The 13,260-nt window shown below is 71.8% G+C and carries 13 protein-coding genes; 10 read left to right on the top strand and 3 right to left on the bottom strand.

Annotated features, from left to right (window positions below; genetic code table 11):
* Positions 1–6 precede the first annotated feature (6 nt).
* Positions 7–930, top strand: coding sequence for a ribonuclease Z (locus AB0I49_RS28205; RefSeq protein WP_363229926.1), 924 nt, complete (start codon positions 7–9; stop codon positions 928–930).
* Here AB0I49_RS28205 and AB0I49_RS28200 read toward each other — a convergent pair.
* Entirely contained in the window at positions 918–1,664 is a 747-nt protein-coding gene (locus tag AB0I49_RS28200) for an HAD family acid phosphatase (RefSeq protein WP_363229990.1), read from the bottom strand. The two genes, AB0I49_RS28205 and AB0I49_RS28200, sit on opposite strands and share 13 nt — an antisense overlap.
* Positions 1,665–1,972: 308 nt before the next feature.
* Between AB0I49_RS28200 and AB0I49_RS28195 the strand changes: the two genes are divergently transcribed.
* The gene (locus AB0I49_RS28195) at positions 1,973–3,058 is read left to right on the top strand and encodes an S-(hydroxymethyl)mycothiol dehydrogenase (RefSeq protein ID WP_363229925.1); all 1,086 of its coding nucleotides are present in this window, start codon (positions 1,973–1,975) and stop codon (positions 3,056–3,058) included.
* Entirely contained in the window at positions 3,058–3,735 is a 678-nt protein-coding gene (locus AB0I49_RS28190; protein ID WP_363229924.1) for an MBL fold metallo-hydrolase, read from the top strand. Before AB0I49_RS28195 ends, AB0I49_RS28190 begins: the two co-directional genes overlap by 1 nt.
* A 151-nt stretch (positions 3,736–3,886) precedes the next feature.
* Here AB0I49_RS28190 and AB0I49_RS28185 read toward each other — a convergent pair whose 3' ends face one another.
* The gene (locus AB0I49_RS28185) at positions 3,887–5,215 is read right to left on the bottom strand and encodes a 6-phospho-beta-glucosidase (RefSeq protein ID WP_363229922.1); all 1,329 of its coding nucleotides are present in this window, start codon (positions 5,213–5,215) and stop codon (positions 3,887–3,889) included.
* Between the two features lie 325 nt (positions 5,216–5,540).
* Between AB0I49_RS28185 and AB0I49_RS28180 the strand changes: the two genes are divergently transcribed.
* The 7 genes from AB0I49_RS28180 to era all read left to right on the top strand — a co-directional run bounded on the left by AB0I49_RS28180 (position 5,541) and on the right by era (position 11,572).
* Positions 5,541–6,611, top strand: coding sequence for a PfkB family carbohydrate kinase (locus AB0I49_RS28180; RefSeq protein WP_363229989.1), 1,071 nt, complete (start codon positions 5,541–5,543; stop codon positions 6,609–6,611).
* A gap of 152 nt (positions 6,612–6,763) precedes the next feature.
* Complete coding sequence (locus AB0I49_RS28175; RefSeq protein WP_363229921.1) at positions 6,764–7,765, top strand: PhoH family protein; 1,002 nt, start codon at positions 6,764–6,766, stop codon at positions 7,763–7,765.
* A gap of 66 nt (positions 7,766–7,831) precedes the next feature.
* Entirely contained in the window at positions 7,832–8,329 is a 498-nt protein-coding gene (gene ybeY / locus AB0I49_RS28170; RefSeq protein WP_363229920.1) for an rRNA maturation RNase YbeY, read from the top strand.
* Positions 8,326–9,645 carry a hemolysin family protein gene (locus tag AB0I49_RS28165; RefSeq protein WP_363229919.1) on the top strand — a complete coding sequence of 440 codons (1,320 nt, stop codon included), beginning with the start codon at positions 8,326–8,328 and terminating at the stop codon, positions 9,643–9,645. Before ybeY ends, AB0I49_RS28165 begins: the two co-directional genes overlap by 4 nt.
* Before the next feature lie 70 nt (positions 9,646–9,715).
* The gene (locus AB0I49_RS28160; protein WP_363229918.1) at positions 9,716–10,069 is read left to right on the top strand and encodes a cytidine deaminase; all 354 of its coding nucleotides are present in this window, start codon (positions 9,716–9,718) and stop codon (positions 10,067–10,069) included.
* A 5-nt stretch (positions 10,070–10,074) separates the two neighbouring features.
* Positions 10,075–10,503, top strand: coding sequence for a hypothetical protein (locus AB0I49_RS28155; RefSeq protein ID WP_363229917.1), 429 nt, complete (start codon positions 10,075–10,077; stop codon positions 10,501–10,503).
* Positions 10,504–10,630: 127 nt separating this feature from the next.
* On the top strand, positions 10,631–11,572 hold the full coding sequence (gene era, locus AB0I49_RS28150) for a GTPase Era (protein ID WP_363229916.1): 942 nt from the start codon (positions 10,631–10,633) through the stop codon (positions 11,570–11,572).
* 76 nt (positions 11,573–11,648) lie between these two features.
* Here era and AB0I49_RS28145 read toward each other — a convergent pair whose 3' ends face one another.
* A complete protein-coding gene (locus AB0I49_RS28145; protein ID WP_363229915.1) occupies positions 11,649–13,049 on the bottom strand; it encodes a DUF418 domain-containing protein in 1,401 nt (466 codons plus the stop codon).
* Positions 13,050–13,260 lie beyond the last annotated feature (211 nt).

The following is a 13,260-nucleotide window of genomic DNA, read 5'->3' as shown; positions in this document are numbered from 1 at the left end:
GGGTCCTTGTCCGTACGTGAACTCGTCGTCCTCGGCACCGCCAGCCAGGTGCCGACCCGGCACCGCAACCACAACGGCTATCTGCTGCGCTGGGACGGCGAGGGCATCCTCTTCGATCCCGGCGAGGGCACGCAGCGGCAGATGCTGCGCGCCGGGGTGGCGGCGCACGATCTGAACCGCCTGTGCGTCACGCACTTCCACGGCGACCACTCCCTCGGGCTCGCCGGGGTCATCCAGCGCATCAACCTCGACCGCGTGCCGCACCCCGTCGTCGCCCACTACCCCCGCAGCGGTCAGCACTTCTTCGACCGGCTGCGGTACGCGACCGCCTACCGCGAGACCGTGCGGCTCGTCCAGGAGCCCGTATCGGGGAGCGGGGGGACGCTCGCCGAGACCTCCTCGTACGAGCTGGTCGCGCGCAAGCTGTCGCATCCCGTCGAGTCCTACGGCTACCGCCTCGTCGAGCCCGACGGGCGGCGGATGCTGCCCGAGCGGCTCGCGGAGCGCGGCATCACGGGGCCGGACGTGGGCCGGCTGCACCGGGAGGGGAGCCTGCGCGGTGTCTCGCTCGACGAGGTGAGCGAGGTGCGGCGCGGCCAGCGGTTCGCCTTCGTGATGGACACCCGGCTGTGCGAGGGCGTGTACGAGCTCGCCGAGGGGTGCGACATGCTGGTGATCGAGTCGACGTTCCTCGACGAGGACGAGCGGCTCGCCGTCGAGCACGGGCACCTGACCGCGGCCCAGGCCGCGCGCGTCGCGGCGGGCGCGGGCGTACGGCATCTGGTGCTGACGCACTTCTCGCAGCGGTACGCGGACCCCTCGGAGTTCGAGCGCCAGGCCCGGGCGGCGGGGTTCGACGGCGAGCTCACCGTCGCCCGGGACCTGACGCGCGTTCCGCTGCCCAAACGCGGTCAGGGTCAGGGCAGGTAGTACATCGGGTTGGGGAGCTTGACGGACTTCTCCGCGTAGCCGCCGGACAGGTCGCTGTACTGGTCGCCGAAGTTCGCGACGATCTTGTAGCCCTGGGACTCGATGTGCTTGCGGGTGCCCGCCTTGTACTCGACCGTCGTGCACGTGGAGCCGCACGGCAGGTACGACGGCGGCGTCTTCTTGTTCTGCAGGTAGAGGTGGGCGCGGTCCGCGGCGGCCCGGTAGCCGGCGTTCTTGAGGTTGCGGGCGCTCCACTCGCGCTGGTGCTCGTCGCGGCCGGTCACGAAGAACACCGTGATCCCCCTGGCCTGCGCCCGGTTGACCAGCTCCGGCATGCCGAAGACGGCCGCCATGTCCTTGTTCTTCAGGTACTCGTCCTGCGACTCGGGCGTGAAGTGGAAGCCCTGCTCCAGCTCGTAGTTGTACGAGAGGAGCGTGGTGTCGTCGAGGTCGAGCACGATCGCGGGCTTGCTGTGCTTCCCGTGGCTCCCGTGCTTGCTGTTGTCGTGCGCCGCCTTCTCCGCCGCGCGGTCCAGGTGGCGCTCGGCCTTCTTCTCGATGCTCGCGAGCTGCTTGGCGTAGCTGCTGTACGGGGAGGCGTAGTGCTCGCCGGAGGGCGTCACCGTGTCGCCGTAGTACGCCTTGATCTTGTCGGTGACCTTCGTGAGGTTCGGGATCTCCTTGTCCGAGCGGGGCACGGAGTGGTCGGCGGAGGCCGAGCCCGCCGCGAACAGGCCGCCGCCGGCGGCGGCGAGGGCGACGGCCGCGGCCGCGACGCGGACGCGCGTAGATGAGCGAGTGAAGGCGTTGAGGGCCACGCGGGGTCTCCAGAAGGCGCTGAGGGTGCACACGAGGGTGCGTACAGGTGCAGCGTGAAACTAAAGCGTGGATAAGAGCCCGTCAAGGGTTGTCTACGCGCGGAGAGCCCGGACGGGGTACGAGGGCGGCGCCGCGCCCGTACAGGCGGTGCGAGGCGGCTGGGCGCACCCGCCCGGCCCGCGTACGGTATGGGCAGATTTCCGAAGAGAAGGGCTGGCCGATCATGGCGCAGGAAGTACGCGGAGTCATCGCACCCGGCAAGGACCGACCGGTCCGGGTGGAGACGATCGTGGTACCGGACCCGGGGCCGGGCGAGGCCGTGGTGCGGGTGCAGGCGTGCGGCGTGTGCCACACCGACCTGCACTACAAGCAGGGCGGCATCAACGACGAATTCCCCTTCCTCCTCGGACACGAGGCGGCCGGCGTCGTGGAGTCCGTGGGGGAGGGCTCCGGCGACCTCGCCCCCGGCGACTTCGTCATCCTCAACTGGCGCGCCGTGTGCGGCGAGTGCCGCGCCTGCCGCCGGGGCCGCCCGCAGTACTGCTTCGACACCCACAACGCGAAGCAGAAGATGACCCTCAAGGACGGCACCGAGCTGTCCCCGGCGCTCGGCATCGGCGCGTTCGCGGAGAAGACCCTGGTCGCCGCCGGGCAGTGCACCAAGGTCGACCCGAGCGTCTCCCCGGCCGTCGCCGGCCTGCTCGGCTGCGGCGTCATGGCCGGCATCGGCGCCGCCATCAACACCGGCGCGGTCGGCCGCGGCGACTCCGTCGCCGTCATCGGCTGCGGCGGCGTCGGGGACGCCGCCATCGCCGGCGCCCGGCTCGCCGGGGCCGCCCGCATCATCGCCGTCGACATCGACGACCGGAAGCTGGAGACCGCGAAGTCGATGGGCGCCACCCACGCCGTCAACTCGAAGTCCACCGACCCCGTCGCCGCGATCCGCGAGCTGACCGGCGGCTTCGGCGCGGACGTCGTCATCGACGCGGTCGGCCGCCCCGAGACGTACGAGCAGGCGTTCTACGCCCGTGACCTCGCGGGGACCGTCGTCCTGGTGGGCGTCCCCACGCCCGAGATGAAGCTGGAACTGCCGCTGCTCGACGTCTTCGGGCGCGGCGGCGCGCTCAAGTCCTCCTGGTACGGCGACTGCCTGCCCTCCCGCGACTTCCCGATCCTCGTCGACCTGCACCAGCAGGGGCGGCTCGACCTCGGCGCGTTCGTCACGGAGACGATCGGGATCGACGACGTGGAGAAGGCGTTCGAGCGGATGCACCAGGGCGACGTGCTGCGTTCGGTGGTGGTCTTCTGATGGCCGCCGACCCCACGGCCCGCGCCGAGGCCACCTCCGAGACCGGCCCCCGCGTCCGCGTCGACCACCTCGTCACCTCCGGCACGTTCTCGCTCGACGGCGGCACCTGGGACGTCGACAACAACGTGTGGATCATCGGCGACGACCACGAGGCGATCGTCATCGACGCCGCCCACGACGCCGACGCCATCGCCGACGCGCTCGGCGACCGTACGCTCCGCGCGATCGTCTGCACCCACGCGCACAACGACCACATCGACGCGGCCCCCGCCCTCGCGGACCGCACCGGCGCGCCGATCCTGCTGCACGCCGACGACCTGCCGCTGTGGCAGCAGACCCACCCGGACCGCTCCCCGGACGACTGGCTCACGGACGGCCAGACCCTGACGGTCGCGGGCGTCGGGCTGACCGTGCTGCACACCCCCGGCCACGCGCCCGGCGCGGTCTGCCTGTACGCGCCCGCGCTGAGCACCGTCTTCACCGGCGACACGCTGTTCAACGGCGGGCCGGGCGCCACGGGCCGGTCCTTCTCCAGCTTCCCGACGATCGTCGAGTCGATCCGGGAGCGGCTGCTGACGCTGCCCGCGGAGACCGTCGTCCGCACCGGGCACGGCGAGACGACGTCGGTCGGCGCCGAGGCCCCGCACCTGGCGGAGTGGCTGGCCCGCGGGCACTGACCTCGGACGGGAGAGGGGGGAGGGGCCACCCGGGCGGCCCTTCCCCGCTCAGGTCGTGGACGCCCGGACCGCCCTTCCCCGCTCAGGTCGTGGCCGCCCGGACCGCCCCTCCTCCGCTCAGGTCGTGGACGCCCGGACCGCCCCTCCCCGCTCAGGTCGTGGACGCCCGTTCCAGGATGCGGGCGGCCACCGCCGGGGAGTCGACCAGCGGATGCAGCGCCAGGGCCCGCAGCGCCGCGTCCCGGTCCTTGTAGACCGCCGCCTCGATCGACGCCCGTTCCACCGCCTTGAGCTGGAGCATCAGCCCGAGCTGGTCCTCCCGCAGCGGCGCGCACGGCAGCGGGCGCGCCCCGTCCGCGCCCACCTCGCACACCGTCTCGATGACCGCGTCGGGCGCCAGCTGCGGAACGGTCGTGCCGTTGGGGACATTGAGAATGAGACGGGCGTGCTCGTTCCGCGAGATCGCCCGCATCAGCGCCAGCGCCACCTGGTCGTAGCCGCCGCCGTCGAGGTCGCAGGAGTCGCGCTCCCACCCCCCGCTCGCCGCCCGGCTCTCGGACATGTACGTCTCCTCGCGCTGCAGCCGGGTCCGCTCCCACAGCTCGTACGCCTGCTCCGGCCGCCGGTCCGCGGCCTCCGCGAAGAACGCGCCCTGCTGCCCGTCCAGGAACTCGCCGCGGGTCTTGACCGATTCGGTCACCGAGCGCAGCGTCTCGCGGCGGAAGTAGTAGTAGTGCAGATACTCGTTGGGCAGCGCGCCGAGCGCCTGGAGCCACTCGGCCCCGAAGAGCTTGCCCTCCTCGAACGCGCCCAGCGCGGCGGCGTCGGCGAGCAGGCCCGGCAGCAGATCGCGGCCCTCGAACCACAGGGACCGCAGCCAGCCGAGGTGGTTGAGGCCCACATAGTCGTAGCTGACCGCGTCCGGGTCCACGCCGAGCGCGCGGGACGCCCGCCGCACCAGGCCGACCGGCGAGTCGCAGATGCCGATGACCCGCTCGCCCAGCACGGCCGTCATGGCCTCGGTGACCATGCCCGCCGGGTTGGTGAAGTTGATCAGCCACGCGTCGGGGGCCACGGCCGCGGCCCGTTCCGCGATCTCCAGGGCGACCAGGATCGTACGCAGCCCGTACAGCACACCGCCCGCGCCCACGGTCTCCTGGCCCAACACGCCCTCGGAGAGCGGGATCCGCTCGTCCCGCACCCGGCCCGCGGTGCCGCCCACCCGGATCGCCGAGAAGATGAAGTCCGTGCCGCGCAGCGCGTCGTCGAGCGTGTCGGCGAGCCGCACGACGGGCGCGCCGGGCACGTCCTTGGACTGCGCCGCCAGCACGGACTCGATGACGCGCAGCCGCTCGGAGTCCGTGTCGTACAGCACCAGTTCGGTGCAGCGGCCGGGCGCGTCGCGCCGCGCGTCGTCCAACAAGGCCCGGTGTACGAGCGGCACGCGGAAACCGCCGCCGCCCAGAATCGTCAACCTCATGCCCGGAACGTACCGCAGCATCGGGCACACTGTCCGAACCCGCTCCGCGGCGACCAGGCGAGGTCACGGGCAGGACCACAGGAAAGGCGGCGGAAGAGGGCGCCGCCGGGGGCGCGGGTAGGACACCGGACAAGGCAGCGACACGGCAACCAGGACCGCAGACGTGACCGCCGGCGCCACCGCAGGCGCGGCAGGCGGCACGCGACGACGAGACGCAGCGAGCGTCGGGGAGCGCACCGTGACATTTGGCGACGGAGACCGGCCGGCGAACGGCGCGCGGCACCACGAGGCGGGCGGTACCGCCGCGCGGGCCGGGTGCCACCCGGTGCTCGACCCGCTGGCGGAGGTCCGCTCCGACCGCGACCCCGCGACCGACGTGTACCTCACCGGCACCGTCTTCCTCGACATCATCTTCACCGGCCTGGACTCCGCCCCCGTGCGCGGCACCGAGTCCTGGGCGCGCGGCATGGGCTCCAGCCCCGGCGGCGTCGCCAATATGGCGACCGCCCTGGCCCGGCTCGGGCTGCGGACGTCGCTGGCCGCCGCGTTCGGCGACGACATGTACGGCGAGTACTGCTGGGACGCGCTCTCCCGCGGCGAGGGCATCGACCTGGAGCAGTCGCGCACGGTGCCGGGCTGGCACTCGCCGGTGACCGTCTCCATGGCGTACGAGGGCGAGCGGACCATGGTCTCCCACGGCCACGAGGCCCCGCCGCCGGAGGAGCCCGCGCCCGTCTGCCCGCCGCCCGCCCGCGCCTGCGTCAGCCTGCTGGAGCCCGGCAAGCGCGAGGAGTGGCTGGCGCACGCGGCCCGCCGGGGGAGCAGGATCTTCGCGGACGTCGGCTGGGACGACACCGGCCGCTGGGACCCGGACGACCTCGCCGACCTCCAGCACTGCGAGGCGTTCCTCCCCAACGCCGAGGAGGCCATGCGCTACACCCGCACCGACTGCCCGCGCGCCGCCGCCCGCGCGCTCGCCGACAAGGTGCCGCTGGCCGTCGTCACGCTCGGCTCGGAGGGCGCGTACGCGGCGGACGGCCGTACGGGCGAGACCGCCGAGGTTCCGGCCATCGCCGTGGAGGCGCTCGACCCGACCGGGGCGGGGGACGTGTTCGTCGCGGGCTTCGTCACCGGGACGCTCGCCGACTGGCCGCTCGCGGACCGGCTCGCCTTCGCGGGGCTGACCGCCGCCCTGTCCGTTCAGGAATTCGGCGGGTCGCTGTCCGCGCCGGGGTGGGTGGAGATCGCCGCGTGGTGGCAGCACGTGAAGTCGTACGACGACCAGGACCCGGCGGCGCTGCGCCGCTACGCCTTCCTGGACGGGATACTGCCGGCGGCGGCCCGGCCCTGGCCGCTGGTGCGGGCGGTGCCGACCATCGGGTTCCGCAGGCAGTGAACGAGGCGGTGCGGGGCCGGCCCGGCGCCGGCCGCCGCGCCCCGGCGGTCGGCGCATAAAACACCTCGGCCTTGTCAGTGCACCGTCGTACCCTTGGTATCCCAAGGCTGTCGAGTACAGAAAGAGGGATGAGCAGGCCAGAGAGCCGGCCCATGACTCAGACACCTACGCAACCGCAGGCGCGTGCCCACTTCACCGTTCCGGCCAAGCACCCCATGGTCACGGTCCTGGGCTCCGGGGACGCGCTCCTGCGTGTGATCGAGAAGGCGTTCCCGTCCACGGACATCCATGTGCGGGGCAATGAAGTGAGCGCTACCGGGGACCCCAAGGAAGTCGCCCTCGTACAGCGCGTCTTCGACGAGATGATGCTGGTGCTCCGCACCGGACAGCCGATGACGGAGGACGCAGTGGAACGGTCGATCGCCATGCTCCAGGAGAGCGCCGACGGGGAGGGGCCCGCGGAGACCCCGGCCGAGGTCCTCACCCAGAACATCCTCTCCAGCCGCGGCCGCACGATCCGCCCCAAGACGCTCAACCAGAAGCGCTATGTCGACGCCATCGACAAGCACACGGTCGTCTTCGGCATCGGCCCCGCCGGCACCGGCAAGACCTACCTGGCCATGGCCAAGGCCGTGCAGGCCCTCCAGTCCAAGCAGGTCAACCGGATCATCCTGACCCGCCCGGCCGTCGAGGCGGGCGAGCGGCTCGGCTTCCTGCCCGGCACGCTCTACGAGAAGATCGACCCGTATCTGCGCCCGCTCTACGACGCGCTGCACGACATGCTCGACCCGGACTCGATCCCGCGCCTGATGGCGGCGGGGACGATCGAGGTGGCGCCGCTGGCATACATGCGGGGACGCACCCTTAATGATGCGTTCATCATCCTGGACGAGGCGCAGAACACCAGCGCCGAGCAGATGAAGATGTTCCTCACCCGGCTCGGCTTCGACTCCAAGATCGTGATCACGGGCGACATCACCCAGATCGACCTGCCCAACGGCACGAAGAGCGGGCTGCGCCAGGTCCAGGAGATCCTGGACGGCGTCGAGGACGTGCATTTCTCGCGCCTCACCAGCACCGACGTGGTCCGCCACAAGCTGGTGGGCCGTATCGTCGACGCGTACGAGCAGTACGACAGCCGAAACGGCCTGTGACACCCGCACGGCTTGCGAACACCCGCGACGGCCTGTGACACCCGACGAAGGTAAAAACTGAGCACCATGGCGATCGACGTCAACAACGAATCCGGTACGGACATCGACGAGCAGGCGGTGCTGGACGTCGCCCGCTACGCCCTGGCCCGGATGCGCATCCACCCGCTCTCCGAGCTCTCGGTCATCGTCGTCGACGCCGACGCCATGGAGCAGCTGCACATCCAGTGGATGGACCTGCCCGGACCCACCGATGTCATGTCCTTCCCGATGGACGAGCTGCGGCCGCCCGCCAAGGACGAGGAGGAGCCGCCGCAGGGGCTGCTCGGCGACATCGTGCTCTGCCCGGAGGTCGCCAAGCGGCAGGGCGAGGAGGCCCCGACCGGGCACTCCATGGACGAGGAGCTCCAGCTCCTCACCGTCCACGGCGTCCTCCACCTGCTCGGCTACGACCACGAGGAGCCCGAGGAGAAGGCCGAGATGTTCGGTCTCCAGGCCGCGATCATCGACGGCTGGCGCGGCGAGCGCGGCATCGAAGGGCCCTCCCCGGCCCCCACGTTCACGTGACCGCTCAGCTGCTGGCCGTCGCGGTCCTGCTGGTCGTCGTCGCCTGGCTCGCCGCCTGCGCGGAGGCCGGCCTCGCCCGCACGACGCGGTTCCGCGCCGAGGAGGCGGTACGGTCCGGGCGGCGCGGCAGCGCGAAGCTGATGGCCGTCGCCGCCGACCCCACCCGCTACCTCAATGTGGCGCTGCTGGTGCGCGTCGCCTGCGAGATGGCGGCCGGGGTGCTCGTGACGTACGTGTTCCTGGGCGAGTTCGACCGCACCTGGGAGGCGCTCGTCCTGGCCATGGCCGTCATGGTCCTCGTCTCGTACGTCGCCGTCGGCGTCTCCCCGCGCACCATCGGCCGCCAGCACCCGGTGAACACCGCCACCGCCGCCGCGTACGTCCTGCTGCCGCTCGCCCGCGTCATGGGGCCGATCCCGCAGCTCCTCATCCTCCTCGGCAACGCGCTCACCCCCGGCAAGGGGTTCCGCAAGGGCCCCTTCGCCTCCGAGGCCGAACTGCGGGCCATGGTGGACCTCGCGGAGAAGGAGTCGCTCATCGAGGACGACGAGCGCCGCATGGTGCACTCCGTCTTCGAGCTCGGCGACACGCTGGTGCGCGAGGTGATGGTGCCGCGCACCGACCTCGTCGTCATCGAGCGCGGCAAGACCATCCGCCAGGCGCTGACGCTGGCGCTGCGCAGCGGGTTCTCGCGCATCCCGGTGACCGGCGAGAACGAGGACGACATCGTGGGGATCGTCTACCTCAAGGACCTCGCCCGCAAGACGCACATCAGCCGGGACGCCGAGTCGGAGCTGGTCTCGACGGCGATGCGGCCGGCGGTCTTCGTGCCCGACACCAAGAACGCGGGCGACCTGCTGCGCGAGATGCAGGTGCAGCGCAACCACTGCGCCGTCGTCATCGACGAGTACGGCGGCACGGCGGGCATCGTCACGATCGAGGACATCCTGGAGGAGATCGTCGGCGAGATCACGGACGAGTACGACCGCGAGCTGCCCCCGGTCGAGGACCTCGGCGACGGCAGGTACCGGGTGACGGCCCGCCTCGACATCGGCGACCTCGGCGAGCTCTACGGCCTGGAGCTGGACGACGAGGACGTGGAGACGGTCGGCGGGCTGCTGGCCAAGTCGCTGGGCCGGGTCCCGATCGCGGGAGCCGCGGCGGAGGTGGACCTCACGGAGGACGCCACCGATCCGGGGCTGCGCGCCCTGCGGCTGACGGCCGAGTCCCCGGCGGGCCGCCGCAACCGCATCGTGACGGTGCTGGTCGAGCCGGTCCGTACGCTCCATGTCCAGGAGGCGGAGCCGGGGGCCTGACCTGCCCGGATGGCCCGTCGGCCGGGGGCCGGGGGCCGTGGCTCGGCACGTACGCAATTATGCTCGCCGTATGACGGACAACGCGCCCTTGGACCCCGAGGACCTCAAGCTCATCACGCTGGCCCGCGCCACCCGCGCCCGCAACGCGGTGCCCGAGGGTGCGGCCGTGCGCGACGAGACGGGCCGTACGTACGTGGCCGGGACCGTCGCCCTCGAATCGCTCGCGCTGAGCGCCCTCCAGACCGCCGTCGCGATGGCCGTCGCCAGCGGCGCGACGTCGCTGGAGGCCGCGGCCGTGGTCACCGCCGCCGACGCCGTGTCCGACGCGGACCGCGCGGCCGTACGGGACCTCGGCGGCCCCGCGACGCCGGTCGTGCTCGCGGGCGCGGACGGCACGCCGCGGCTGACCGTACCGGCCGGGTGAGCGCCGTGGGTTCGCCGTCGAAAGGCAAGTCGAAGGGCAACTGGCCGCTGGTGGCGGGCTGGGGGCTCATCGTCTGCGGCACGATCCTGACCGTGGGCGTCTTCGTCGACCTCGCGCTCGGCGACGGCTTCGCCTGGTGGACGCTGGCCTGGATGTTCGTCCTGCTCCCGGAGGGCGTGCGCTATGTGGATGCCGAGCGCGGCTCGGGGCGGATCGCCGCGCGCGTCGAGTCGCTGCTGCCCCTGCGGTTCGCGGTGGCCGGGGTGATCCTCTGGGCCGGGCTGATCACGGACTGGGCGCGGGGCCGCGGCACCGACTGGCTCATCCTCGCCGCCGCCGTCCTGGTCCTGGCGTCCGTGGCCCTAACGGCCTGCACGTCCGTCACCGCCAGGGTCCGCCGCCGCAGGGCGCGTACCCAGGGCGCGACCGGCTGATACGGGCCGCCGCCGACCGTGTGCGCCGGTGCACGGACAGTGGCTGGGCGCGTGGCGCGGCGGCGGTCTGCCCGCCCCGCCGCCGCGCTGGTCGGCGGCGGTCGGGGGATCGGGGAGAATATCCGGTATGGATAACGCCTCATCCCCGACCCAGGCCCCCCATCGCGCGGGCTTCGCGTGCTTCGTCGGCCGCCCCAACGCGGGCAAGTCGACCCTGACCAACGCACTGGTGGGGACGAAGGTCGCGATCACCTCCAGCCGTCCGCAGACCACCCGGCACACCGTGCGCGGGATCGTGCACCGGCCCGACGCCCAGCTCGTTCTCGTGGACACGCCCGGTCTGCACAAGCCGCGCACGCTGCTCGGCGAGCGGCTGAACGACGTCGTGCGGACCACCTGGGCCGAGGTCGACGTGATCGGGTTCTGCCTGCCCGCCGACCAGAAGCTCGGCCCCGGCGACCGGTTCATCGCCGCCGAGCTGGCCAAGATCAAGAAGACTCCGAAGGTCGCGATCGTCACCAAGACCGACCTCGTGGAGTCGAAGGCGCTCGCCGAGCAGCTGCTCGCCGTCGACAGGCTCGGCCAGGAGCTGGGCATCGAGTGGGCGGAGATCATCCCGGTGTCGGCGGTGGGCGACAAGCAGGTGTCGCTCCTCTCCGACCTCCTCGTCCCGCTGCTCCCCGAGAGCCCGCCGCTCTACCCGGAGGGCGACCTCACCGACGAGCCCGAGCAGGTCATGGTCGCGGAACTGATCCGGGAGGCCGCGCTGGAGGGCGTACGGGACGAGCTGCCGCACTCCATCGCCGTCGTGGTCGAGGAGATGCTGCCGCGCGAGGGCCGCCCGGAGAACAAGCCGCTGCTCGACATCCACGCCAACGTCTACATCGAGCGGCCCAGCCAGAAGGGCATCATCATCGGCCCCAAGGGCGCCCGCCTCAAGGAGGTCGGCATGCGGTCGCGCAAGCACATCGAGGCGCTGCTCGGCACCCCGGTCTTCCTCGACCTGCATGTGAAGGTGGCCAAGGACTGGCAGCGGGACCCGAAGCAGCTGCGCAAGCTCGGCTTCTGAGCCGGGGAGCCGATTCTGAGCCGGGGGAGCCGACCGGCCGCCCCTGCCTTCCGGCCCGCGGCGACGGTCGGCCCTTTCACCGATCGTTGGAAGCCACGCGGTGGCGTCTGTCTCTGCCCGGTACCGCGAGGGTGACGGCTCGGTGCACCAGCCATTCCAGGGGGCCGCGGCGCAGCCATGTGCGCCACAGCAGGGACGCGGTGAGCGAGACCGCGACGAAGAGGGCGAAGGACAGAACGGAACGGCTGGTCGGCCCGCCTGTGCCCACGCTGGTCGGCGCGAGGTGCTGGAGCCAGAGGAAGTGACCGAAGTACCAGGTCAGAGCCATGCTGCCGAAGGCAGTCACGGGGCGGAGCAGCCGCTGCCACAGCCGCTTGTCCAGCAGGGTGAGGAGGCCGCCGAGCAGTGCGGTGATCGTGCCGAGCATGAAGACGCTCTCGGCGGCGCTGAATTGCTTGTCGGCAGGGCCGGGGTGGCCCATCGTGACGAGCGACTCCCAGGGCGCCTTGGGCATGCTGGGAGGTGCGGACGACGCACCGCCGGACGCAGACGCATCCCCTGGCGCAGACGCACCCCCGGGCGCGGCCGTCGCGGCGGCCGGCGGATTCTTGTACGCGGTGACCTTGTCCATGGCGCCCAGCGGATACATCGAGACCAGCGACAGCAGGAGTGCGGCCGCGGCCGTTCCCGCGCCGGCCACCGTCATCCGTCGCCGTATCGCGGCTTCGCGCAGGTCCAGCTTGCCCAGCGCGAGCCCGAGTACCAGAAACGGAAGTGCGGAGATGGTGTCCTGGCCGACGTTTCCCAGACCGAAGACGACTTCTTGGAGGGTGGGCAGCCACGCGCCCGGCGTGATGAGCAGGACGAATCCACCCACCGACTCCTTCGGGACCAGGCCCGGTCCCATGCCCGGCACGAAGCCCCAACTCGCTCCCACATGATCGACGACAATTTTGAGTGCCGGGCAGACCAGCGCCAGCACGCCGACGATGATCAGCAGGGTTCTGACCCGCAGCACTGACAACGGAAGCAGGAGCAGCAGCCACAGGGCGTAGTAGTGCAGGATCTGGACGTCCCACGCGCCGAGCTCGCCCAGCACCATCGCCAGGACGAACAGCATTCCCGCACGGACCGCTACCCGCTTCCAGGCGATGACCCGCTCCTGGCCGCGGCGTACCGACGTACCACCGGTCAGCAACGCGACGGTCACCCCTGCCAGCAGGAAGAAGATCTCCCGCGAGCGGCTGCTGAGCAGCCCCTGAATCCAGGCCAGTGCGGCATCGGCGGGCTTTCCGGCCGGCGCGGGGCTCCCCCAGCCGGTCAGTCCGAAATGCAGCCAGACCATGCCGAGGATCGCGAACGCACGCAGTACGTCGAGCCCCAGCATCCGCCCCTTCGAGGCCGTCCGGTCCGTCGTGTCCTCACCGTGGGCGTGCGCTTCTCGTGGACCGCGTGCCTGGGCCTCTGGGCTGGCCATGAGATGTCCTGCCTTTCTTCATGGGGTGATCGGGTCATCGGCAGGGCCGGGCCGCACAGGGATGCCGGGTGTGGCTGACGGGCTCTGCCCGTCGGCGAGTCGAGAGGGTTGGCCGACGAGGCGGTGAGCGGCGCGAGTCCTGCCGGCGCGTTCGTGGAACGCCTTGAGCGTCGAGCGCCCGCAGACGCCGAGGGGGCCGGAGACCACGCCG

This window comes from Streptomyces sp. NPDC050617 (genome assembly GCF_040654795.1).
Classification (GTDB): domain Bacteria; phylum Actinomycetota; class Actinomycetes; order Streptomycetales; family Streptomycetaceae; genus Streptomyces.
The sequence above is the reverse complement of the archived record's forward strand: the minus strand, read 5'-3'. Positions and strand labels throughout refer to the sequence as shown.

Bases quoted from the DNA above. Each gene is read 5' to 3' on its own strand.
- era (WP_363229916.1), top strand. From the start codon at position 10,631: ATGGATAACGCCTCATCCCCGACCCAGGCCCCCCATCGCGCGGGCTTC.
- AB0I49_RS28185 (WP_363229922.1), bottom strand. From the start codon at position 5,215: ATGAGGTTGACGATTCTGGGCGGCGGCGGTTTCCGCGTGCCGCTCGTA.
- AB0I49_RS28195 (WP_363229925.1), top strand. From the start codon at position 1,973: ATGGCGCAGGAAGTACGCGGAGTCATCGCACCCGGCAAGGACCGACCG.
- AB0I49_RS28160 (WP_363229918.1), top strand. From the start codon at position 9,716: ATGACGGACAACGCGCCCTTGGACCCCGAGGACCTCAAGCTCATCACG.
- AB0I49_RS28175 (WP_363229921.1), top strand. From the start codon at position 6,764: ATGACTCAGACACCTACGCAACCGCAGGCGCGTGCCCACTTCACCGTT.
- AB0I49_RS28190 (WP_363229924.1), top strand. From the start codon at position 3,058: ATGGCCGCCGACCCCACGGCCCGCGCCGAGGCCACCTCCGAGACCGGC.
- AB0I49_RS28145 (WP_363229915.1), bottom strand. From the start codon at position 13,049: ATGGCCAGCCCAGAGGCCCAGGCACGCGGTCCACGAGAAGCGCACGCC.
- ybeY (WP_363229920.1), top strand. From the start codon at position 7,832: ATGGCGATCGACGTCAACAACGAATCCGGTACGGACATCGACGAGCAG.